This is a genomic window from Sphingopyxis sp. MG (assembly GCF_002953155.1).
GTDB lineage: Bacteria > Pseudomonadota > Alphaproteobacteria > Sphingomonadales > Sphingomonadaceae > Sphingopyxis > Sphingopyxis granuli.
In genome coordinates, this window is sequence record NZ_CP026381.1 from 1,323,648 (window position 1) to 1,344,860 (window position 21,213).

The 21,213-nt window shown below is 66.0% G+C and carries 19 protein-coding genes and 3 tRNA genes; 11 read left to right on the forward strand and 11 right to left on the reverse strand.

Translation table 11 applies throughout. The features are described 5' to 3' along the window. Positions 1-8 precede the first annotated feature (8 nt). From C3E99_RS06050 to C3E99_RS06065, 4 genes are all read left to right on the forward strand, one after another. Positions 9-95 (forward strand) — tRNA-Tyr (locus C3E99_RS06050). 169 nt (positions 96-264) lie between these two features. After that, the gene (locus C3E99_RS06055; RefSeq protein ID WP_234002621.1) at positions 265-1,509 is read left to right on the forward strand and encodes a tyrosine-type recombinase/integrase; all 1,245 of its coding nucleotides are present in this window, start codon (positions 265-267) and stop codon (positions 1,507-1,509) included. 78 nt (positions 1,510-1,587) lie between these two features. Further along, entirely contained in the window at positions 1,588-1,824 is a 237-nt protein-coding gene (locus C3E99_RS06060) for a sigma factor (protein WP_104959549.1), read from the forward strand. Between the two features lie 75 nt (positions 1,825-1,899). Continuing rightward, the gene (locus C3E99_RS06065) at positions 1,900-3,669 is read left to right on the forward strand and encodes a tetratricopeptide repeat protein (RefSeq protein ID WP_083675097.1); all 1,770 of its coding nucleotides are present in this window, start codon (positions 1,900-1,902) and stop codon (positions 3,667-3,669) included. A 63-nt stretch (positions 3,670-3,732) separates the two neighbouring features. Here the strand turns inward: C3E99_RS06065 and C3E99_RS06070 are convergent, their stop codons facing one another. From C3E99_RS06070 to C3E99_RS06085, 4 genes are all read right to left on the reverse strand, one after another. Further along, positions 3,733-5,844, reverse strand: a complete 2,112-nt coding sequence (locus tag C3E99_RS06070; protein ID WP_076077904.1) for a prolyl oligopeptidase family serine peptidase — start codon at positions 5,842-5,844, stop codon at positions 3,733-3,735. A 98-nt stretch (positions 5,845-5,942) separates the two neighbouring features. Then, the gene (locus tag C3E99_RS06075) at positions 5,943-6,365 is read right to left on the reverse strand and encodes a DUF4112 domain-containing protein (protein WP_076075710.1); all 423 of its coding nucleotides are present in this window, start codon (positions 6,363-6,365) and stop codon (positions 5,943-5,945) included. A 42-nt stretch (positions 6,366-6,407) separates the two neighbouring features. Beyond that, on the reverse strand, positions 6,408-7,901 hold the full coding sequence (locus C3E99_RS06080; RefSeq protein ID WP_076075708.1) for an ABC transporter substrate-binding protein: 1,494 nt from the start codon (positions 7,899-7,901) through the stop codon (positions 6,408-6,410). A gap of 17 nt (positions 7,902-7,918) precedes the next feature. Beyond that, positions 7,919-8,005 (reverse strand) — tRNA-Leu (locus C3E99_RS06085). 90 nt (positions 8,006-8,095) lie between these two features. Here C3E99_RS06085 and C3E99_RS06090 point away from each other — a divergent pair. Together C3E99_RS06090 and C3E99_RS06095 are read left to right on the forward strand one after the other, a co-directional pair. Then, complete coding sequence (locus C3E99_RS06090; protein ID WP_076075705.1) at positions 8,096-9,055, forward strand: ABC transporter ATP-binding protein; 960 nt, start codon at positions 8,096-8,098, stop codon at positions 9,053-9,055. Continuing rightward, positions 9,052-9,819: an ABC transporter permease gene (locus C3E99_RS06095; protein ID WP_067184276.1), complete on the forward strand. Its 768-nt coding sequence runs from the start codon at positions 9,052-9,054 to the stop codon at positions 9,817-9,819. The genes C3E99_RS06090 and C3E99_RS06095 overlap by 4 nt, the downstream gene beginning before the upstream one ends. Before the next feature lie 38 nt (positions 9,820-9,857). On the opposite strand, the gene C3E99_RS06100 is transcribed toward C3E99_RS06095, so the two are convergent. From C3E99_RS06100 to aroA, 4 genes are all read right to left on the reverse strand, one after another. Beyond that, complete coding sequence (locus C3E99_RS06100; RefSeq protein ID WP_067107492.1) at positions 9,858-10,136, reverse strand: integration host factor subunit beta; 279 nt, start codon at positions 10,134-10,136, stop codon at positions 9,858-9,860. 201 nt (positions 10,137-10,337) lie between these two features. Then, on the reverse strand, positions 10,338-12,047 hold the full coding sequence (rpsA, locus tag C3E99_RS06105) for a 30S ribosomal protein S1 (protein ID WP_067107495.1): 1,710 nt from the start codon (positions 12,045-12,047) through the stop codon (positions 10,338-10,340). Between the two features lie 545 nt (positions 12,048-12,592). Beyond that, positions 12,593-13,222, reverse strand: coding sequence for a (d)CMP kinase (gene cmk, locus C3E99_RS06115; protein WP_067184272.1), 630 nt, complete (start codon positions 13,220-13,222; stop codon positions 12,593-12,595). After that, on the reverse strand, positions 13,219-14,547 hold the full coding sequence (gene aroA, locus C3E99_RS06120) for a 3-phosphoshikimate 1-carboxyvinyltransferase (protein ID WP_067184269.1): 1,329 nt from the start codon (positions 14,545-14,547) through the stop codon (positions 13,219-13,221). The genes cmk and aroA overlap by 4 nt, the downstream gene beginning before the upstream one ends. A gap of 125 nt (positions 14,548-14,672) precedes the next feature. Between aroA and C3E99_RS06125 the strand changes: the two genes are divergently transcribed. Then, on the forward strand, positions 14,673-14,993 hold the full coding sequence (locus C3E99_RS06125) for an FYDLN acid domain-containing protein (RefSeq protein ID WP_067107503.1): 321 nt from the start codon (positions 14,673-14,675) through the stop codon (positions 14,991-14,993). 122 nt (positions 14,994-15,115) lie between these two features. After that, positions 15,116-15,191, forward strand: a tRNA-Ala gene (locus C3E99_RS06130). Between the two features lie 75 nt (positions 15,192-15,266). On the opposite strand, the gene C3E99_RS06135 is transcribed toward C3E99_RS06130, so the two are convergent. Beyond that, positions 15,267-15,713 carry an RrF2 family transcriptional regulator gene (locus C3E99_RS06135; RefSeq protein ID WP_067107506.1) on the reverse strand — a complete coding sequence of 149 codons (447 nt, stop codon included), beginning with the start codon at positions 15,711-15,713 and terminating at the stop codon, positions 15,267-15,269. A gap of 148 nt (positions 15,714-15,861) precedes the next feature. Between C3E99_RS06135 and C3E99_RS06140 the strand changes: the two genes are divergently transcribed. Next, complete coding sequence (locus tag C3E99_RS06140) at positions 15,862-16,419, forward strand: hypothetical protein (protein WP_067184267.1); 558 nt, start codon at positions 15,862-15,864, stop codon at positions 16,417-16,419. After that, the gene (locus tag C3E99_RS06145) at positions 16,403-17,116 is read left to right on the forward strand and encodes a hypothetical protein (protein ID WP_067184265.1); all 714 of its coding nucleotides are present in this window, start codon (positions 16,403-16,405) and stop codon (positions 17,114-17,116) included. The genes C3E99_RS06140 and C3E99_RS06145 overlap by 17 nt, the downstream gene beginning before the upstream one ends. 195 nt (positions 17,117-17,311) lie before the next feature. Here C3E99_RS06145 and C3E99_RS06150 read toward each other — a convergent pair whose 3' ends face one another. Together C3E99_RS06150 and C3E99_RS06155 are read right to left on the reverse strand one after the other, a co-directional pair. Beyond that, the gene (locus C3E99_RS06150; RefSeq protein WP_067184262.1) at positions 17,312-18,115 is read right to left on the reverse strand and encodes an enoyl-CoA hydratase-related protein; all 804 of its coding nucleotides are present in this window, start codon (positions 18,113-18,115) and stop codon (positions 17,312-17,314) included. A gap of 748 nt (positions 18,116-18,863) precedes the next feature. Further along, positions 18,864-19,502, reverse strand: a complete 639-nt coding sequence (locus C3E99_RS06155; protein WP_067184259.1) for a hypothetical protein — start codon at positions 19,500-19,502, stop codon at positions 18,864-18,866. A gap of 77 nt (positions 19,503-19,579) precedes the next feature. Here C3E99_RS06155 and C3E99_RS06160 point away from each other — a divergent pair, with 77 nt between their 5' ends. After that, complete coding sequence (locus tag C3E99_RS06160; protein WP_067184256.1) at positions 19,580-21,175, forward strand: peptide chain release factor 3; 1,596 nt, start codon at positions 19,580-19,582, stop codon at positions 21,173-21,175. The last annotated feature ends 38 nt before the right edge of the window (positions 21,176-21,213 follow it).

Here is a 21,213-nt window from a genome sequence, read left to right on the forward strand (position 1 = left end):
GGCCCCATGGACAGGTGGCCGAGTGGTTAAAGGCAGCAGACTGTAAATCTGCCCGGGTTTCCCGTACGCTGGTTCGAATCCAGCCCTGTCCACCATTTTTCCTTCCGGGGACTTCCGTCAAAGTCCCTAGAAATCCCAGAAAACCTAGCATATTATGCCTGCGGCTTTCCGCTCGCATCCGCTGCCGTTCGTGTGCAGCCGAAGCGTAGTGTGGGGAGAAATGTGGGGAGAGATCGGCTTGCTCCCACATTTTGACGCCTCAAAGTGTGGGGAGAGAATCCGATGGGTAAACTCACGGCGATAGCGGTCAAGGCGGCCCTGACTAATCCCGGCACCTATCAGGACGGAGACGGGCTGTTCCTGAAGGTGGACAAGCACGGCGGGGCCTATTGGCTCCTGCGCTTGCAGCGCGACGGCAAGAGGCAGGACATGGGGTTGGGCAGCGCCAAGCTGCTGACGCTGGCGGAAGCCCGCGAGAAAGCTGGCGGGCTACGCAAGGCGGTCAAGGTCGAACGGCGCGACGTTCTGGCGGAACGGAAAGATGAAGCCGCCGCCAAGGTGACGTTCCGCGAAGCAGCTAAGCAGTATCATGCCGAGAACAAGGCGGGCTGGAAAAGCGCCGTTTATGCTCGCCAGTGGCTCGCTAGTCTCGAAAACCACGCCTTCGCGAAATTGGGTGATATTCCGACCGGCGGCATCACCTCGCCCGATATCATCAACGCGCTGTCGCCAATCTGGCAGGACATTCCCGAAACAGCGCGTCAGGTCCGCAACCGGATTTGCGCCGTTCTCGACTATGCCCATGCGAAGGGCTGGCGTTCTGCCGAAGCCCCATCGGGTAATGGGAGCCTGAAAGCCGGGCGCGGCCTGCCTCGGCAAGTGAAGGAACGCGCGAACCGTAAGGCGATGCCCTATGTCGCGGTGCCTTCCTTCATGGTGGCGTTGCGGCGCAAGCCGTCGTTTGGGCGGATGGCGCTGGACCTACTCATCTTGACTGCTGTTCGTTCGCAGGAAGTGCGCCTCGCCACATGGGCAGAATTCGACCTTGAGAGCCGTCTATGGACCATTCCCGCCGATCATATGAAGCGGAGCAAGGCACACATGGTTCCGCTCTCCGACGCGGCTCTGTCGGTGCTTGCGAAGGCGGCGGCGTTCAGGATGGCAGGGAGCGATGTCGTGTTCCCCGGGGTGGCCGGCAAGCCGATGTCGGACATGACGCTGCTGAAAGTGATGCGCGACATGAGTGAGCCATATCACGTCCACGGCTTCCGTTCGGCCTTCACCGACTGGGCGGCGAACGAAGGCTTTGCCGATGCGGTGGTCGAGGCGGCGTTGGCCCACAAGACGCCAGATGCGGTGCAGGCCGCCTATCGCCGCACAACCTATCTTGGCACCCCCGACCAGCCGGGCGCGCGCGTGAAGCTGATGGCCGCATGGGGGCGCTATTGCGCGAACGGAGCGGCTGGCACGGGCAATGTCGTGCCCCTTCCGGGCAAGAAAGCGGGATAGTCTCCGCCTCCGATTCCCAGCGTCTTGACATAGTCCGATTTCCGCACACCCTCGCGCGAGGGAGGATTCGCGGGCGCAATGGACGATCTCGATCAATGGTTTGCCGAGCAGATATTGCCCTATGAAGGCGCGCTGACCGCCTATCTGCGGCGCGTCTGGCCCGATGCGTCGGAGGTCGCCGATCTGCGGCAGGAGGTCTATGTCCGCGTCTATCAGGGCGCGGCCAAGCAGCGCCCGCCCGTTGCCCGCTTCTTCCTCTTCACCGTCGCGCGCAACCTGCCACCAAGACCTTCGCCATCCCATCGGCTGAAATGACACCGCCACTCTTTTGAGCGGCCCCCCTTCGTGATAGATTGCTGCGATATTCACCTTCGGGGGGAGGGGATCGGGATGCGTCATCCGTTCAAGGCGGCCGCGATCGTCGGCATCGGCTTTTCGCTCGCCAGCTTCGCGCCCCTGCCGGGCTTTTCGACCGCGGCGCTCGACGCGCTCGACCCGAGCCGGCTCGCCGGACTGAACTGCGGGGCGCAGCGCGCGGGGTCGGCGCTGGCGCAGAATCTGCTCGTCGCGGCGGCGATGGCGGCGCCCGCCAGCCAGGTGCGGCCGATTCCGCTCTATCCCGATCTTGCCGCATCACCATTTCCCGTCTCGACACGCGATGCGCAGGCGCGAAGTTATTTCAGCCAGGGCCTGCTCCTCAATTACGGCTTCAACCATGCCGGCGCAGTGCGTTCCTTCCGCGAGGCGCAGCGCCGCGACCCGGACTGTGCGCTCTGCTGGTGGGGCGAGGCGGTGGCGCTGGGGCCGAACATCAACGCGCCGATGGACGAGCGCGACCGCACGGCGGCGCTCGATGCCATGGACCGGGCGATGGTGCTGCGGGCCGCGGCGTCGCCGATGGAGCGGGCGCTGATAGAAGCCGTCGCGCATCGCTATTCGCGCGATGCCGGCGCGGATCGCGCCGCGCTCGACGCCGGCTACGCCGATGCGATGCTCGGTGTCGCGCGCGCTTTTCCGGGCGACGACGATGTCGCGGTGCTCGCGGCGGAGGCGGCGATGGATACGACGCCGTGGAACTATTGGGAAGCCGACGGAAAAACACCGGTGGGCCGCATTGGCGAAGCGGTGCGGCTGATCGAAATCGTGCTGCGCCGCAACCCCGACCATGTCCAGGCGAACCACCTCTATATCCATCTGATGGAGGCGCGCGATCCGCAGCGGGCCGAGGCGGCGGCGGACCGGCTGGCGAAACCGCTGGCGCCGAGCGCCGCGCATCTCGTCCACATGCCGGGGCATATCTATCAGCTGCGCGGCCGGCACGCCGATTCGATCCGCGTCAACGTCGCCGCGGCGCGCGCGGACGAAGCCTTTATCCGCAGCGCGGGCGACGACGGTCTGGTGCGCTATGGCTATTATCCGCACAATGTTCACTTCATCGTCACCTCGGCGCAGATGGCGGGCGACATGCGCACCGCGGTCCGCGAGGCCCGGCGCCTGCGCAGCGTGCTCGACCCCGCGACCTCGGCGCGGATCGGCTGGATTCAGGCGATCGATGCGGCACCCTATTTCGCGATGGCGCAGTTCGCCGATCCGAAGGCCATATTGGCGATGGTCGCGCCCGATGCGCGCCTGCCCTATCCGACCGCGATGCGCCATTATGCGCGCGGTGCCGCCTATGCCGCGCTGCGCGATCGTGCCGGATTCGAAGGCGAAATGGCCGCGATGGCGAAGCTGCGCACGTCGGGCGCGCTGGCCGACCTGATCGAGCAGGGCCTGCCCGCGACGGATTTGGTGATGCTGGCCGAACGGGTCGCGCGCGGCCGGTTCGCGGCATCGCTCGGCCGCCATGACGAGGCGATCGCTTTCTATCGGCAGGCGATCGAAATCGAGGACGGCCTGCCCTATCAGGAGCCGACCTTCTGGTATTATCCGGTCCGGCAATCGCTCGGCGCGGCGCTGTTCCAGGCGCGGCGGTACGACGAGGCGAGCGAGGCATTTCGCGGCGCGCTGGCGCGGACGCCGAACAACGGCTGGGCGCTTTACGGGCTCGGTCGGAGCGAGTCCGCGCGCGGTCGCAGGCTCGAAGCCGCGGCCGCGGACCGGGCGCTGTCGAAGGCGTGGCTCGGCGACCGGCGCTGGCTTCGCATGGATCGTCTGTAGCTGGCGTCCGCCTCCGCAGCGCGCAGTCGGTTCCGGAAAGCGCGCCAGGCGGCGTTTCCGGCTCTATTTCCTCTCCTCCAGTTCGCGCAGCAGAAAGGCGTGGAGCATCGCCGCGCGCACGGCATCCTCGGCGTGATCGGCACCGACCGAATGACCGCCCTCCAGATATTCGTGGTAATAGACGCGGTTGCCGTATTCCTCCAGCTTCGCAGCGAACTTGCGCGCGTGGCCGGGGTGGACGCGGTCGTCCTTGGTTGACAGGTAGAGGAAGATCGGCGGATAGGAGACGCCGTCGCGCACATTCTGATAGGGCGAATATTGCGCCATGAAGGCCCAGTCCTCCGCCTTGTCGGGATCGCCATATTCGGCGACCCACGATGCGCCCGCGAGCAGGTGCGAATAGCGCTTCATGTCCTTGAGCGGCGAGCCGGAGATCACCGCGCCATACAGGTCGGGACGCTGCGTCATCGCCGCGCCGACCAGCACGCCGCCGTTCGACCGGCCCGAAATCGCGATCCCACCCTTTGCGCTGACCCCGGTCTTCACCAGATCCTCGGCGACCGCGTGGAGGTCATCGAAGCTGTTCTGGCGCTTCTCGCGCAGCGCCGCCTGATGCCAGGCGGGGCCATATTCGCCGCCGCCGCGGATATTGGCGAGCACATAGGCGTTGCCGTCCTCGACCCAGAACAGGCCCAGCGGTCCTGCGCGATAGGGCTGGCCGGTCAGATAGCCCGGCGTCTGCGCCGCGCGAAAGCCGCCATAGGCATGGACCAGCGCCGGGACCGGCCCCTTCGTACCGGTCTTGCGGACGAGGAAATAAGGGATTTTCGTTTCGTCCTTCGAGGTGGCGAAGCGCTTTTCGACCGTCATGCCCGCCGCATCGAAGGTGGCGGGCAGGCTTTGCACCGTTTGCGCCGCGCCGGTCTCGGCGACGGCATACAGCGTCGGCGGGTCGAGCATGGTCTCGCTGGTCGCCAGCGCGATATCACGCTTGCCGATCGTGCTCACGAGGTTGACCGTCGCATTGGTCGCGAGCGGCACCTCGCGCTGTGACCAGGCGCCCGTCGCCGCATCGCGGCGCACGGCGAAGAGCTTGCCCTCGACATCGTCGAGCGCCTTGACCCACAGCAGGTTATCGCTCGCCGCGACCTCCTCGATCGCCTGCGCGCGCGTCGGGGTCATCACTGGCACCATCGCCGTCTGGCGCCCCACTGCCATGTCGGCAAGCGACATCGCGACCAGTGAGCCTTCGGCGATCGCGCCCGCCGACTTGTTGAGGAAGACGATCGCCTGTCCGCCGAGCACGTCGCGCAGGTCGGCGGTGTCGGGGATCGGCGCGGTGACGAAGCGCGATCCGTCGGCGCTCGGGATCAGATAGTCGGTCGTGTAGAAGCTCTTGCCGCGCCGGATCAGCGTCCACAGCCGGTCGCCGTCGACGAGCGTGAAGGGCGCCATGCTGACGTCGCTCGTCTCGCCCTCGGCCACCACGGCGGCATCGGACAGCGGCGTGCCGCGCTTCCAGCGTTTGACGATGCGCGGATAGCCCGAAGCCGTCATGCTGCCCGCGCCAAAGTCAGTCGCGACCAGCAGCGTGTCGGCATCCTCCCACGCGACATTGCTCTTTGCTTCCGGCAGCGCGAAGCCGCCGTCGACGAAGCGGCCGGTCGTGCGGTCCCATTCGCGCACGACGTCGGCATCGGTGCCGCCGGGGCTCAGCGAGACGAGGCAGCGGCGATATTCGGGGGCGAGGCAGTCGGCCCCGTGCCAGACCCAGCTTTTTCCTTCCGCCTTGCCGAGTGCGTCGACGTCGATCAGCACCTGCCATTCGGGCTTGCCCGCCAGCCAGGCGTCGAGCGGGCTTTGGCGCCACAGGCCGCGGGGATTCTTCGCATCGCGCCACAGGTTGGTGACGACATCGCCGATCACCTCGTCGGGCATGGCGATCTGGCGTTCGTCGTCGAGGATCGCACGGGCGCGCCGGCGATCCGCCTCGAAGCCAGGGCGCGACAGGATCAGTTTGTCGGTGGCGGCATTTTCCGCCTTCACCCAGTCGAGCGCCTTCGCCCCCTCGATCTCCTCGAGCCACAGCCAACGATCCTCTTCTTCCGCCGCGGCCGGGGCGGCGGCGGACAGCGAACAGGCTAGGGCAAGCGCGGCAAGGCTGGCGCGGATCATCATCATCTCCCCTGAAGCATCCTTTGGCTGATGCTGTGCTAGCATCATCACACACCGCGAGGGAAGGGGCGACCGATGCGTCGGATCAGTTACCGCTCTTACTGGTCGATGACGACCGTGCCCGGATGATGCTTGTCGAGGTGCTTCTTGATGATCTTCAGGTTGCGCGTGTTCGACCGGAACAGCAGGTCGAAGGCGTCGCCCGCGAGCGGGATCGCGCCAAGCGCAGTGTCGACGCTCAGATTGCCGATCATCCGCCAGATCTGCCATTTCGACATGCCGAGGTTGCGCGCCTCCCATATGATATAGGCGCCCATCACCGCGGTGATCGCGTCGCCGACCACCGGAACGAGGCCGACGATCGCGTCGAGCCCGACCGGCCGGTTGATACCGGGGATGGTGAAGCTGCGTTCCAGAATGATTTCCAGCGTCTCGACGCGCTTGCGCAGCGCCGCCGGATCGCGCCGGTTGGGGATCAGCGCCTCGAAGATCGCGTCGGTATTCGGGGACGAAGGGGCCATCGGGGTCCTTTCAGCAAGCGCCCGAAGCTGGGCGCCGTCCGATCAGGTGGGGGCGGCGATCAGGCGATTCAATGGGTGCTGGGCGCGGGCGTTGGCGCGCAGTCCGGTGGTCCGCTGCGACGCGACCGACCAGCGCAGCGGCGTCGCGAGCGGGATGAAGGGGACATAGCGGGCGAGAACCGCCTCGGCCTCGGCGATCTGCGCCGCGCGCAGAGCGGGGTCGTCGTTGAGCGCGGCACGGTCGATCAGCGCCTGCGCTTCGCGATTGCACAGCGTGTCGCTGCGGCACGACAGTCGGCGCAGCGGCCACAGCGCATCGTCGTTGGGCGTCACCTCGTCGATCAGCTTGAGGTCGGTTTCGGCGTCGGCGTCGACGCGGCGGCTCGGCACCCCGATCGCCGCGAAATCGGCGGCGACATAGGCGAAGAGGATGCGCCCGCCGGGCGAATCGGGCACGGCGATGCGCAGCGGCGCGATGTCGCCGCGCGCCGCGCGCCAGCGGTCGACGACGCGCCGCGCCTGGATCAGGCGCGAATCGTCGTCGAAATCGGCCCACGCGGGCAGCAGCGGCGCCGGGCCGCCGTCGCGACGGTAAAGCGCCGGGCGCAGCGTCATCTGCGGCTGCCATTCGGTGAGCCCGAAGGCATCGACGAGCCGCTGCCGCCGGATCGCGCGCACCAGCGCCTCGCGGTTGGCGTCGGTGGCCAGAAATCCCTCGGCGCGCACGAACGCCAGCCCGAACAGGCCGGGAACCGGATCGACGACAAGGCGCGAGCGCCCGATATTCGACGCGACGAAATAGGGCAGCGTCGAAAAGCGCCCGCCGATCACCGCGTCGGCATAGCCGTTCTTGAACCGCGCCAGCGCGCCTGCGGGCGACGTTCCGACGAGTTCGATCGAGGCGGCGGGATCGTTGGCGGCTTCTTCGGCCTCCTCGGGGTCCTCCGCGAGCGGATCGGGAACGGGCGACAACAGCATCGCGCGGCCATGCCGTTTCGGTCGCATCGGTCCCCAGCCCATATCCTTGTCGACGATCGCCATCGACGGTTGGGCGAGCAGTTCGAGAATCGCGGGCTGCGGCGCGGCGAGGCGGATTTCGATGACGCTGTCGGTCATCGCCTTGATCGTCTCGATCTCGGGGAAATCGTCGCGCAGGACATGTCGGCTGCGCGGCGACAGATAGGTGCGCAGGATCGCGGCGACGCGTTCGGCCGTCACCTTGCGGCCGTTGCTCCATTTCGCCTCGCGGATGCGGAAGATATAACTGAGCCCGTCGCCGGTCACCGTCCAGCGCTCGGCGAGGCCGACGTCGATCTGCCCCTCTCCATCATAGCTGACCAGCCCCTGCGCGGTCGCATCGAGCAGTGCGGCATTGGCGGCCGACAATTCGCCGTTCGCCGGATTGGCGGCGGGATTGAGCGGCCCGATCGCCGCGACGCGGACCGGCCCGCGCTCGCCGAACAGCCCGCAACCGGCAAGCAAAAGGGCCAGAAGCCCGGCCGGGACGAACCGCGCGCCGTTGCCGCCAGCCTTCATGACCTGCCTCTCCTCGCTGGTGCGGACGGCGGGACTCGAACCCGCACACCCAGATGGATAGCAGATTTTAAGTCTGCTGCGTCTACCGATTCCGCCACGTCCGCGTGCCGTGCGCCGGTCAAGCCGAAGGGGGAGGGGAGGTCAAGCGATCTTTGCCGCTTCACCCGGCGAACGGGGTCGGCTAGACCGGCGCGATGACGGCCGTGCTCCAGATTTCCAACCTCGGCAAAACCTACAAGAGCGGCCACCGCGCGCTGAGCGGCGTCGACCTGACGATCGACAAAGGCGAGATCTTCGCGCTGCTGGGACCGAACGGCGCGGGAAAGACGACGCTGATCGGCATCGTCTGCGGCATCGTGACGCCGAGCGAGGGGGCGGTGACCGTCGGCGGGCACGATCACCAGCGCGACTATCGTGCCGCGCGGTCGATGATCGGGCTGGTGCCGCAGGAACTTCATACCGACGCGTTCGAAAAGGTCATCACGACGGTCAGCTTCTCGCGCGGGCTGTTCGGCAAGCCGCGCGATCCGGCGTTCATCGAGCAACTGCTGCGTGACCTGTCGCTGTGGGACAAGCGGAACGCGAAGATTCTCGAACTGTCGGGCGGCATGAAGCGCCGCGTGATGATCGCCAAGGCGCTGTCCCACGAACCCGAAATCCTCTTTCTCGACGAACCGACCGCGGGCGTCGATGTCGAACTGCGCCGCGACATGTGGAACATGGTGCGCGGCCTGCGCGACCGCGGCGTCACCATCATCCTGACTACCCATTATATCGAGGAGGCTGAAGAGATGGCCGACCGCGTCGGGGTGATCAGCAAGGGCAAGCTCATCCTCGTCGAGGACAAGGACGCGCTGATCAAGAAGCTGGGCCGCAAGACGCTGACGCTCAACCTGTCGGAGCCGCTGGCCGCCCTTCCCGCCGGGCTCGACGACTGGTCGCTCGAACTCGCGGGCGAGGGGCACGAACTCGTCTATGAATTCGACAGCCAGGCCGAGGCGACCGGCGTCCCGTCGCTGCTGCGGCGGTTGAGCGATCTTGGCATTCCCTTTCGCGACCTCCACACACGGCAAAGCTCGCTCGAGGAGATTTTCGTCGGGCTGGTCCACGAATCGAAAAGCGACGACGCGGGCGCGCAGGGGGCCACGGCATGATCGGGAATTTCCGCGGCATCCGCGCCATCTACGGGTTCGAAATGGCGCGCTTCGGGCGCACCTTCTGGACCAGCCTGCTGCTCCCGGTGATCACTACGACGCTCTATTTCGTCGTCTTCGGCTCGGCGATCGGCAGCCGGATGAGCGCGGTCGGCGACGTGCCCTATGGCGCCTTCATCGTGCCGGGGCTGATGATGCTGACGATGTTCACCGAAAGCATCAGCAACGCCAGCTTCGGCATCTACATGCCCAAATGGACGGGGACGATCTACGAGATGCTCTCGTCGCCCATGTCGCCGCTCGAACTGCTGATCGCCTATGTCGGGGCGGCGGCGACGAAGTCGGTTATCATCGGTGCGATCATCTTCGCGACCGCGCACCTGTTCGTCGATGTCCAGGTTGCGCATCCGTTGCTGATGGCCGCCTTCATGGTGCTGATGGCGGTGACCTTCTGCCTGTTCGGCTTCATCATCGGCATCTGGGCGCAAAGCTTCGAGCAGTTGCAGGTCATCCCGCTGCTTGTCGTCTACCCGCTGACCTTCCTCGGCGGCGCCTTCTATTCGATCGACATGCTGCCGGCCGCGTGGCGCGCGCTGACCTTGTTCAACCCGGTCGTCTATCTGATAAGCGGCTTCCGCTGGACCTTCTTCGACCGCGGCGATGTCGGCATCGGCGTCAGCATGGGCGCGGTCGCGATCTTTCTCGCGCTGTGCCTTGCGGTGATCTTCTGGGTGTTCCGGACGGGATATCGGCTCAAGAATTGAGGCAAGCACATCGCCAACCGCCGTAAGATGTGACCCCCTCAGTCGTTCAACCGTTCGCGCATTTCCTTGCCGGGCTTGAAATAGGGGACGTTCTTCGCCTTGACCGCGACCGGCGTCCCGGTGCGGGGATTGCGCCCCGTTCGCGATTCGCGCGCGCGCGTCGAAAAGGCGCCGAAACCACGCAATTCCACCCGTCCGCCCGCAGCGAGCTGCTCGATGATGGAATCGAAGAAGGCGTCGACGATCCTCTCGACCTCCTCCAGGCGCAAATCGCTGTTTTCGCTCGCGATCTTCTGAACCAGTTCTGACCGGATCATCTGCTTCCCCTAAATGTGCCACGCGCATCCCGCGGACGCGGGTTATCCGGCCGTTGCCGGCGACGATGCGTAGGACCCCTCCCGACGCGGCGCCGAGATTATCACGAATCGCTATCCCGTCAAAATCTATCGCCGAAAGAAAAAGGCCCGCAGAGGGACACTCTGCGGGCCTTTTCTTCGCTCTGGCGCGAAAGGAGGAAATCAGTCCTTCTTGCCGGCCTTCAGCGCCTCGCCGAGGATGTCGCCGAGCGACGCACCCGAGTCCGACGAGCCGTACTGCGCGACGGCCTGCTTCTCTTCGGCGATCTGCAGCGCCTTGACCGAGAAGGTCGGCTTCTTCGAACGGTCGAAGCCGGTGACCATCGCGTCGAACTTCTGCCCGACCTGATAGCGCTCGGGGCGCTGCTCGTCGCGGTCGCGGCCCAGGTCGGCGCGCTTGATGAAGCCCGTCGCGCCGTCGTCGCCGGCCTGCACTTCCAGCCCGTTGTCGCGGACTTCGAGCACGGTGACGGTGACGGTCTCGTTCTTCTTAAGCGAGCCGGAGCCGGCGCCGGCGCCGACCGCCGGAGCACCCTTTTCAAGCTGCTTGATGCCGAGGCTGATGCGTTCCTTCTCGACGTCGACGTCGAGAACGACGACCTGCACCTGCTCGCCCTTGCGGTGGAGATGCAGCGCTTCCTCGCCCGAGATGCCCCAGGCGATGTCCGACATATGGACCATGCCGTCGACGTCGCCGGGCAGACCGACGAACAGGCCGAACTCGGTCGCGTTCTTGACTTCGCCTTCGACGACCGAACCGATCGGATGCGCTTCGGCGAAGGCACCCCAGGGGTTCGACTGCGCTTGCTTGAGGCCCAGCGAAATGCGGCGCTTGTCGCTGTCGACTTCCAGGACGATGACGTCGACTTCCTGACTCGTCGAAACGATCTTGCCGGGGTGGACGTTCTTCTTGACCCACGACATCTCGCTGACGTGGACCAGCCCTTCGATGCCCGGCTCCAGCTCGACGAACGCGCCATAGTCGGTGATGTTGGTGACGGTGCCCTTCAGTTTGGCGCCGACCGGATATTTGGCGGCGACGCCTTCCCACGGATCGGCCTCAAGCTGCTTCATGCCTAGGCTGATGCGCTGCGTGTCGCGGTTGATGCGGATGATCTGCACCTTCACCGTGTCGCCGATATTGATCACCTCGCTCGGGTGGTTGACGCGCTTGTAGCTCATGTCGGTGACATGGAGCAGGCCGTCGATGCCGCCGAGGTCGACGAACGCACCGTAATCGGTGATGTTCTTGACCGCGCCTTCGATGATCTGACCTTCTTCCAGGTTCTGGATCAGGCCCGAACGCTGTTCGGCGCGCGTTTCCTCGAGGATCGCGCGGCGCGACACGACGATGTTGCCGCGGCGACGGTCCATCTTCAGGATCTGGAAGGGCTGCGGCAGGTCCATCAGCGGGCCGACGTCGCGCACGGGGCGGATATCGACCTGCGAACCCGGAAGGAAGGCCACCGCGCCGCCGAGGTCGACGGTGAAGCCGCCCTTGACGCGGCCAAAGATGACACCCTCGACGCGGGCTTCCTTGTTGAATTCTTCTTCCAGCCGGTCCCAGGCGGCTTCGCGGCGAGCACGGTCGCGGGACAGCATGGTTTCGCCATTGGCGTTCTCGACGCGGTCGACATAGACTTCGACCTCGTCGCCGACCTTCAGGTCGGCCTTCTGGCCCGGCATCGCGAATTCGCGAAGCGCCACGCGGCCTTCGCTCTTCAGGCCGATGTCGATCACTGCCAGGTCGTTTTCGATCGCGGTCACGGTGCCCTTGACGACGCGGCCTTCAAAGCCGCCGTCGGCGCCGCCCAGCGATTCATCGAGCATCGCGGCGAAATCGTCGCGCGTCGGAAAAGCCGTAGAGGCCATAGATGATTTCCTTACTTCACATGTTTCCGGCCAAGCGGTTGGGTCCGCTGGTCTTGTGGCCGAACCGTCCTGCCCGCCGAATGCGAAACAGGACGTCGTCGGGGCGCCTCGCAAGGTGAGCCACGGGCAAAGCAAAAAGGGCGCGACGAGGGTGCCCCGTCACGCCCGACGCTCCGGTGGGAGCGACGGTTCATCCGTGCCTCGACCGGCAAACCGCCCGTCGGACGGCGCGCATATAAGCGGGGAGGCGGTTTTCGGCAAGGAAAAAGGGCGTGCCGGTCGAGACGGCTGAGCCTTGAATGGTGGAGCAGATGATATTCGCGCAGAGGCGCAGAGATCGCAGAGGATTTTGGTTCACGCGGAGACGCGGAGGCGCGGAGATTATGGTTTGGGCCGATAGGCCCTTCTTGCTCCCCCGCATCGCGGTTCCAGATAGGTTGCAGAAGAAAGCCGCTTCGCGGCAAGCGCCATCTCTCCGCGCCTCCGCGTGAATCCTTTTCACTTTACCCTCTGCGATCTCTGCGCCTCTGCGCGAATATCTTCTTTCAGCCCCGCTTCCCGACTTTATCCTCGACAAATGCGATCGCTGCCATGATGCCCGCATCCCGGTCCAGCGTCGTATTGTCGAGCAGCAGTGCATCCGCCGCGCGGCGCAGCGGTGCGTCGGTGCGCCCGGTGTCGCGCGCGTCGCGGGCATGGATGTCGGCGAGCACCGCGTCATAGGTGACTTCGACGCCGCGCCCCAGCATCTCTGCATGGCGCCGCCGCGCCCGCTCCTCTGGCGTGGCGGTCACGAACAGCTTGGCGTCGGCGTGCGGCGCGATCACCGTGCCGATGTCGCGTCCGTCGAGCACCGCGCCGCCCGGCTGGTTGGCGAAATCGACCTGCCGCTGGAACAGCGCCGCCCGCACCGCGGGATGGATCGACACACGGCTCGCGAGGCTGCCGGTGCTTTCATAGCGCAGCGCCGGATCGTTCAGCAGACTGTCGGGAAAATCGCACGCGGCGAGCGCATCGTCCGCATCGTCGGGATCGCCATGGTCGAGCTGCGTCTGATAGCCGACGGCGCGATAGAGAAGCCCCGTGTCGAGCACCGGCAGCCCGAAATGCGCCGCCAGCGCGCGCGCGATTGTCCCCTTGCCCGAAGCGGTGGGACCATCGACGGCGACGATCATGCCTGCAGGCTTTCGAGCAGCGCCTCGAAATTGGGAAAGCTGGTCGCGACCGGGCCCATATCGTCGATCGTCACCGGTGCCTTGCCGACGAGGCCCGCGACCGCGAAGCTCATGCAGATGCGGTGGTCGAGGTGGCCGGCGATGGTCGCGCCGCCGGGCAGCGGGTCGCCGCCGGTGCCGTCGATTGCCAGCCCGTCCGCGCTTTCCTCGACCTGCGCGCCGATGGCGGTGAGACCGGCGGCCATCACCGCCAGCCGGTCGCTCTCCTTGACGCGCAGTTCGTCGAGGCCGGTGGTGACGGTGCGCCCTTCGGCAAGCGCGGCGGCGACGAACAGGATCGGATATTCGTCGATCATGCTCGGCGCGATGGCGGGATCGACCTCGATCCCCTTCAGCGCGCTGTGACGGACGTGCAGGTCGGCGACCGGCTCGCCGCCGACTTCGCGCGGGTCGAGCAGTTCGATATCGCCGCCCATTGCCTGCAGCACCTCGACCAGCCCGGCGCGCGTGGGGTTGAGGCCGACATTGGCGATGACGACGTCCGATCCGGGCACGATCAGCGCCGCGACGATGAAGAAGGCCGCCGACGAGGGGTCGCCGGGGACGGCGATCGTCTGCGGCCGAAGCTCGGCCTCGCCGCGGATGTGGATGCGGCGGGTGCCGTCGCCGTCGGTCTCGACGTTCAGGTCGGCGCCGAAGCCCTTCAGCATCCGCTCGCTATGGTCGCGCGTCGGGATGGGCTCGATCACCTCGGTGATGCCCGGCGTGTTCAGTCCCGCGAGCAGCACCGCGCTCTTCACCTGCGCCGACGCCATCGGCAGGCGGTAGGCGAGGGGGATCGCCGGCGCGAGGCCGCGGACCATCAGCGGCAGGCGCCCGCCGGGCGAGGCCGATATGTCCGCGCCCATCTGCGACAGCGGGTCGATGACGCGTCCCATCGGGCGGCTCGACAAGCTGGCGTCGCCCGTGAAGGTGACGGTGATCGGATGGCTCGCGACAAGGCCCATCAGGAGGCGCGTCGAGGTGCCGCTGTTCCCCATTTCAAGCGCTTCGCGCGGCTGGAGCAGGCCGCCTACGCCTACGCCGTCGATTACCCATTCGCCGTCGCCCGTCCGCTCGATGCTCGCGCCCATCGCGCGCATCGCCGCCGCCGTCGCGAGCACGTCATGCCCTTCGAGTAGCCCCGTGACGCGGCTCGTGCCGACCGCCAGCGCTGACAGCATCAGCGCCCGGTGCGAAATGCTCTTGTCGCCGAGAATCGCGATCTTACCTTTCAGCGGAGCGGAAGCGGAAAAGGCGCGCGGGCTGGGGTTGGGGTCTGTCATGGCGTGCGGCTTTTGACAGCGGGCAAACAATCTGGCAAGGCGCACGCCGATTTGGCGGGTGGCTGTTCCGGTGCCGCCCTTTCTCCGAAATTTATCTTATTCCTTCAAAGGGTTACGAGGCTTCTATGGTAAAGGCTGAATGGGGCGCGAAGCGAAGCTGCCCGAAATGCGCGACGCGATTCTACGATCTGACCAACGACGACCCGGTCACCTGCATCAACTGCGGCTATGCCTGGATTCCGGAATCGGTGCTGAAATCGAAGCAGCCGATGCCGTTCGAGGAAGTCGAGAAGCCCGGCAAGGCCAAGGAAGAGGCGGCCGACGACGATCTGGATCTGGACGTCGATGTCGACGAGGACAGCGATTCGCCCGACAATGACGTCGATCTGGGCGGCGACGACGATCTGGGCGTCGCGACCGGCGACGACGAGGACGACGAAAACTGACAATCGGACGCATGGGGCCAAAAAAGCATCGCGCGATGCATTTGGCCCCTTGCATATGGGACACGCGCTGGTAAAGGCGGCGTCCCGATCGCATCACCCAGAGCGATCGTCCGAAATGGCGCGGGGCCTTAGCTCAGCTGGGAGAGCGCTACAATGGCATTGTAGAGGTCACCGGTTCGATCCCGGTAGGCTCCACCATTTCGACAACCCGACCCGGAAACGGCCCGATGCGACAGCATGCGGGTCTTTTTCTTGCGAAACTGACAGGGGACGTCAGAGCGCGAGTTCCTCTTTCTCGAATAGCGGTTCCAGCATGATCGGATCGGCGAGCGTGATGCGGTCGAGGATCGAGGCGGTGTCGTCGCGCACCCGCAGCATCAGGCTGCGCAGCCGGCATTCACTTTCGGGCAGGCAGTTCTTGCAATGCTCGTGCGCGTTGCGCGCCGCGCAGGGCACGAGCGCTAGCGATCCGCGCGTCAGCCGGACGAGGTCGCCATAGCTGATGTCGACCGGCGGCAGCGCGAGCTGGTAGCCGCCATCGCGCCCCCGCTGCGAGATCAGCAGCCCCTCGCGCGCCATCTCGGACAGGATGACGGTCAGGAATTTGGGCGGGATGTTCTGCGCGTCTGCAATATCCGCAAGCTGCACCTGCCCCTTGCCCCAATGGTCGGCAAGATGCTGAAAGGCGCGGATCGTGTAGCGGGTCTTTTGCGAGAGCATGGCGGCGTTACTGTGACATATTCCAGCTTAATTCAACCTGTCTGGATGAGATTCGGGAAAGGTTGATGAAAATCACAGTGGGTGGCATGAATCGACGCCAATGGGATCGCGCAGTTTGCCCGTTTCGGGCGCGACAAGGAATAGGGCGATGCGGAAGCTATTCGAAGGCCCGGCGGTTCTCGCGGCGTGCATGCTGGTCGCTGGGCCGGCCCAGGCGCAGTTCGGCGGCCTGCTGCGCAAAGTGACGACGCCGGCACCGAGCCCGAGCAGTGACGACAATGGCGGTTGTCCCAAGGGCAAGAAGGGCAGCGGCGTCGGGCGCAGCATATTGGGCGGAGTGATCCGCGATGCCGTCGGCGACGCGGCGAGCAGGGCCGGCGTCTACAGCTATGTGCCGATCGCGGAGGTGAGCGGGACGCTGACAGATGCGATCGCCTGCCGGCTCGATCCCGCCGAACAGGTGCAGGCGGCGCAGGCAACCGAAGAGGTCACGCGCGGCGAGGCGGTGGGCGCGACGTCGAACTGGACCAGCGAAACGCGCGAGAATGTCAGCGGTTCGTCGACCGTCGCGTCGATCAATCAGGAGGACGGCGGCCGCAAGTGTATGACCGTCAACGATTTCATCATCGTCGACGGGGAAGAGACGCGCGTCACGAAGCGGATGTGCAAGGGGCCGGACGACGCGCGCTATGTCCTGGCTGCCTGACCTGTCCCGCGTGCTGGCGGGGGCACTGGCGCTGACCTCGCTGACCGCGGCGACCGAGCGTGACCCACTGAACCCCACCTGTCCGCTCAATCCCAACTGGTCGACCAATGCGACGATGACGCTGACCGTCGAGACGCGTGGTCGGATGAAGGTCATGCTGGCCGAAGGGCGGGTCGATCCGGGCCTGCCCGAACGCCTCGCCGCGGCGCTGAAGGCCAACCCCGACGTCAGCGAGATCTGGCTGCGTTCGCCCGGCGGCGACGCGCGCGCGGGCAATGCTGCGGGGCGCATCATCCGGTCGAACACCGGTCTCGGCACGCGCATCCCCAGCGGTTGGGCCTGCTTCAGCGCCTGCAACTTCGTGTTCATGGGCGGCGCCCCGCGAATCATCGAACCCGGCGGCGAGTTCATCGTCCACATGTTCACCAGCACCGGCGACCGCGCCGCGATCGACCAGAGCGTGGCGATGGGCACCGATGCGACCACCGAACTGATCGGCGACGTCGAACAGGACAGCGCGCTGCTGGCGAGCGAGGACAACGACTTCCTGATCCGGATGGGCGTGTCGCGCAAATTGCTGACCGAGGTGATGTATCGGCAAAAGGCGGTCAAGGGCAGCGGGGCGGACAAGTCGACCCGCCGCTGCCTGACGCTGGAGGAGGCGCTGAAATATGGCGTGACCTACGCGGTCGAGTGACGGGGGCGTCGCAACGGACGTTATCCCGCCGAAGTATCAGGCGGCATCACGATGAAGCGTCCGGAATCTTTCACTTCTCCGTCATTGCTGCCCCGGACCTGATCCGAGGAAAGCAACCCAGAGTGTGCGTAAACCGCTCTGGATTGCTTCGCTGCGCTCGCAATGACGACAATGCCGGATTCGGTGGTGAAGGGCTTACTGCCCCTTGAACGCGGCCTTGCGCTTCTGAAGGAAGGCCGCGACGCCTTCGACCGCATCGGCGCTGTTGCCGGCGCGATACTGGCCCATCGCCTCCGCATCGAGCGTATCGGAATAGCTTTGGGTCAGCCCGCCGCGCAGCACCTGGCGCATCGTGCCGAGCGCGACCGTCGGGCCGCTCGCAAGGCGCTTCGCCAGTGCCTGGGCTTCGGCCATCAGGGCGTCGTCCGCGACCGCCTTGTAGATCAGGCCCCAGTCTGCCGCCTGCTCGGCCGGAATCTTTTCGCCCAGCATCATCATCTGCGTGGCGCGCGGTAGGCCGATCAGCCGCGGCAGCAGCCACGACGATCCGCCGTCGGGGATGAGTCCGATGTTGACGAAGGCCTGGAGGAAATAGGCGCTCTTGCCCGCGAGGGTGAAGTCGCCCGACAACGCGAAGCTGCATCCGACGCCGGCGGCGGGGCCGTTGACCGCGGTGACGACGGGAATGTCGAGGTTCGCGAGCGCGAGCAGCATCGGATTGTAATGGTTGCGCAGCGCCTTGCGACTGTTAGCGCCGCCGCCGACCGCCGACGCGCTGCGGTCGCCTGCCAGGTCGGCGCCCGAACAGAAGCCGCGCCCTTCGCCGGTGATCAGCAGCGCCCGCGCGCCGAGCACGCCCATCCAGTCGAGCGCCGCGCGAATATCGTCGGCCATCGCCGGTGGCATCGAGTTCAGCCGCTCAGGCCGGTTCAGCGTGATGGTCGCGACATCGTCGGCGACGGCAAGCTTGATCGTGTCGAAGGTCGGAAGGTCGGTCATGGGGAAGAAATCCTCTCGGGGCTGCTTTACCTTTACGTTCACGTAAGGATGTGACCCATTTGTGGGGCGAGTGCAAGGGGGAGGGGAGATCGGATGGCGACGGCTGGAAACGACCGATAGCGGTCATGGGCGCCAACCTTGAATCGGATTCGCGCAGAGGCGCAAAGATCGCAGAGGCGCGCGCGCTTCATCTCTGCGATCTTTGCGCCTCTGCGCAAATTTCGTGGAATGCCAGGTATCGGCCGAAGCGCGATATTCCTTTTCTCGTCACCCTGAACCGGTTTGGCAATTATCCCTTTTCGACAAGTCACTGTTCCCCGGCGAAAGCCGGGGTTCAGATGGCACAACGCTGCCCCGCGTGGACCCCGGCTTTCGCCGGGGAACAGCTCCCTACTTGCCTGAAGGGTACATATCCCAACCTGTTTCAGAGCCTGCCCCGGACCCGATCCGGGGGTCCATGGTCTGCCGTTTCCTTCGGCGCGGCGCCGATTTCGAGTCCCGGCCATGGATGCTGAAACAAGTTCAGCATGACGAAGGTGAAGGGCGGGCGCTACTCCCGGAACCGCAGCGCTTTCCTAATATCGGGGCATGATAGCCCTTTCGCGATGCGCCGCTCCGTTCGCCCTCTCTCCTCCCTTCCGCCACGGCTTCAGCCCGGCTCAGGAGACGAAATGGAGGGGGACGTCGTGTGACTTTCGTATACTTTGAAATAAAATGTCGCGGGTGATTCGCCATATGTCGATAGGCCCTATTCGTCACCCACCCGCACGAACCGCATGGTGCCCTCGGCGCGATGCAATGTCAGGCCGCGCTCGGTGCGCTCAGCGCACGCACCCTCGAAATCGACGACGCCGATGTCGTTGGGTTCGATGATCACGCGCAGCTTGCCGCCGTCGGCTCCGGTCAGGTCGAAGCGCGGCGCGGTGATGCCGTAAATCGGCTCGCGCACCTCGATCCAGCGCGGGATGCGCGGGTCGTCGTCGGGCATCGTCCAGCCGTCATATTGGGTGTAGCCGTCGATCGGCGCGCCGCTGTCGAAACCGATCGTGAAATCGACGCCTGCGATGGTCCGGCCGTTCGGCCAGGTGACGAGGATGGTGGGCACCGCGCCGTCGATCTCGCCGGTCGTGCCTTTCGACATCGTCGGCGGCACCGGCTTGGGGTCGGTGGTCAGGCAGATCATGGCCCCGCGCGCTTCCCAGCGCCCCTCGGCGCGTTCGTCGAGCGCGCCCGCAGCGAGCCCATATTGGAAACGCCCGTCGTTCCTTATCAGCAGGCCGCCGCCAACGTCGGGGCCTTCGGCAAGGCCGTATTCGCCGATGAACGGTGAATCCTGCGCGGCGACGGGCGCGCCGATCAGCGCGAGGGCAAGAAGGGAGTTTCGCATTGTCCGCTCTTGCCTATGCGATGGCGGCGGCGCCAGCCCCTTTCCACTCGCCCCGCACCCTGCTAACCGCCCGCGCCATGTCCCAGAACCGTCCCGACCGCCGCACCTTCGCCATCATCTCGCACCCCGACGCGGGCAAGACCACCTTGACCGAAAAGCTGCTCGTCGCGGGCGGCGCGATCCACATGGCGGGCGAGGTGAAAGCGCGCGGGCAGGCGCGGCGCGCGCGCTCCGACTGGATGAAGATCGAGCAGCAGCGCGGCATCTCGGTCACATCGTCGGTGATGACCTTCGAGCATGCGGGGCTGGTCTTCAACCTGCTCGACACGCCGGGGCACGAGGATTTCAGCGAGGACACCTATCGCACGCTGACCGCGGTCGACAGTGCGGTGATGGTGATCGACGCCGCCAAGGGCATCGAGCCGCAGACGCTGAAGCTGTTCGAAGTGTGCCGCTTGCGATCGGTGCCGATCGTCACCTTCATCAACAAGGTCGACCGCGAAGGTCAGTCGCCCTTCGAACTGCTCGACGAGGTCGCCGACCGGCTCGCGCTCGACGTCTGCCCGATGAACTGGCCGGTGGGGATGGGCGGAACCTTCTCCGGCCTCTACGATCTCGTCGAACCGTCGCTGGCAGTCCCGGGCAAGGAAGCTTCGCGCGCATTCGAGGGCGAGCGGATCGCGCTCGCCGGCCATGACGATCCGAAGCTGGCGGCGGCGGTCGACTCGCGCGCGCTCGACCAGTTCAACGAAGAGATCGAACTGGCTTCGGCGGGTTATGCGCCCTTCGACGCGGCGGCTTATCGCGGCGGCGACCTGACGCCAGTCTATTTCGGGTCGGCGCTCAAGGAATTTGGCGTCGTCGACCTGCTCGCCGCACTCGCCGCGCATGCGCCGGGGCCGCAGCCGCAGCCCGCCGAGCCTGCGCCCGTGCGCCCCGACGACGATGCCGTCACCGGCTTCATCTTCAAGGTGCAGGCGAACATGAACCCCGCGCACCGCGACCGCATCGCCTTCATGCGCCTGTGCTCGGGCAAGTTCGAGCGCGGCATGCGATTGACGCAGGGCGGGACGGGCAAGGCGATCGCGATCAGCCGCCCGATGCTGTTCCTCGCGCAGGACCGCGAAATGGCCGAGGAAGCGTGGCCCGGCGACATCATCGGCATTCCCAACCACGGCACGCTGCGCGTCGGCGACACGCTGTCGGAACGCAGCGACGTTACCATCACCGGCCTGCCCAATTTCGCGCCCGAAATCCTGCGCCGCGTCGCGCTGGTCGATCCGACCAAGACCAAGCAGCTCCGAAAGGCGCTCGACGACATGGCGGAGGAGGGGATCATCCAGGTCTTCTATCCCGAAATCGGGTCGAACATGATCGTCGGCGTCGTCGGCCAGTTGCAGCTCGACGTGCTGATCAGCCGTCTCGAGGCCGAATATAAGGTCGAGGCGAAGCTGGAGGCATCGCCGTGGGACACGGCGCGCTGGATCGCGAGCGACGATCCGGCGGCGCTCAAGGCCTTTCAGTCGGACCATCGTGGCGCGAGCGCGGCCGACCGCGATGGCGCGCCGGTGTTCATGGCGAAGGACGCGTGGGAGGTCGGCTATGTGACGCAGCGCCACCCCGCCATCCGCTTCACCGCGACCAAGGAGCGGCGGTTCGCCGACGCGGGTTGATCGCCCGCAGCGATTCCGCCACCATGACGTCACGTTCG

Excerpts from the sequence above, each read along its gene's own strand:
- C3E99_RS06060 (WP_104959549.1), top strand. The coding sequence starts at position 1,588 with ATGGACGATCTCGATCAATGGTTTGCCGAGCAGATATTGCCCTATGAA.
- C3E99_RS06065 (WP_083675097.1), top strand. The coding sequence starts at position 1,900 with ATGCGTCATCCGTTCAAGGCGGCCGCGATCGTCGGCATCGGCTTTTCG.
- C3E99_RS06070 (WP_076077904.1), bottom strand. The coding sequence starts at position 5,844 with ATGATCCGCGCCAGCCTTGCCGCGCTTGCCCTAGCCTGTTCGCTGTCC.
- C3E99_RS06075 (WP_076075710.1), bottom strand. The coding sequence starts at position 6,365 with ATGGCCCCTTCGTCCCCGAATACCGACGCGATCTTCGAGGCGCTGATC.
- C3E99_RS06080 (WP_076075708.1), bottom strand. The coding sequence starts at position 7,901 with ATGAAGGCTGGCGGCAACGGCGCGCGGTTCGTCCCGGCCGGGCTTCTG.
- C3E99_RS06090 (WP_076075705.1), top strand. The coding sequence starts at position 8,096 with ATGACGGCCGTGCTCCAGATTTCCAACCTCGGCAAAACCTACAAGAGC.
- C3E99_RS06095 (WP_067184276.1), top strand. The coding sequence starts at position 9,052 with ATGATCGGGAATTTCCGCGGCATCCGCGCCATCTACGGGTTCGAAATG.
- C3E99_RS06100 (WP_067107492.1), bottom strand. The coding sequence starts at position 10,136 with ATGATCCGGTCAGAACTGGTTCAGAAGATCGCGAGCGAAAACAGCGAT.
- rpsA (WP_067107495.1), bottom strand. The coding sequence starts at position 12,047 with ATGGCCTCTACGGCTTTTCCGACGCGCGACGATTTCGCCGCGATGCTC.
- cmk (WP_067184272.1), bottom strand. The coding sequence starts at position 13,222 with ATGATCGTCGCCGTCGATGGTCCCACCGCTTCGGGCAAGGGGACAATC.
- aroA (WP_067184269.1), bottom strand. The coding sequence starts at position 14,547 with ATGACAGACCCCAACCCCAGCCCGCGCGCCTTTTCCGCTTCCGCTCCG.
- C3E99_RS06125 (WP_067107503.1), top strand. The coding sequence starts at position 14,673 with ATGGTAAAGGCTGAATGGGGCGCGAAGCGAAGCTGCCCGAAATGCGCG.
- C3E99_RS06135 (WP_067107506.1), bottom strand. The coding sequence starts at position 15,713 with ATGCTCTCGCAAAAGACCCGCTACACGATCCGCGCCTTTCAGCATCTT.
- C3E99_RS06140 (WP_067184267.1), top strand. The coding sequence starts at position 15,862 with ATGCGGAAGCTATTCGAAGGCCCGGCGGTTCTCGCGGCGTGCATGCTG.
- C3E99_RS06145 (WP_067184265.1), top strand. The coding sequence starts at position 16,403 with ATGTCCTGGCTGCCTGACCTGTCCCGCGTGCTGGCGGGGGCACTGGCG.
- C3E99_RS06150 (WP_067184262.1), bottom strand. The coding sequence starts at position 18,115 with ATGACCGACCTTCCGACCTTCGACACGATCAAGCTTGCCGTCGCCGAC.
- C3E99_RS06155 (WP_067184259.1), bottom strand. The coding sequence starts at position 19,502 with ATGCGAAACTCCCTTCTTGCCCTCGCGCTGATCGGCGCGCCCGTCGCC.
- C3E99_RS06160 (WP_067184256.1), top strand. The coding sequence starts at position 19,580 with ATGTCCCAGAACCGTCCCGACCGCCGCACCTTCGCCATCATCTCGCAC.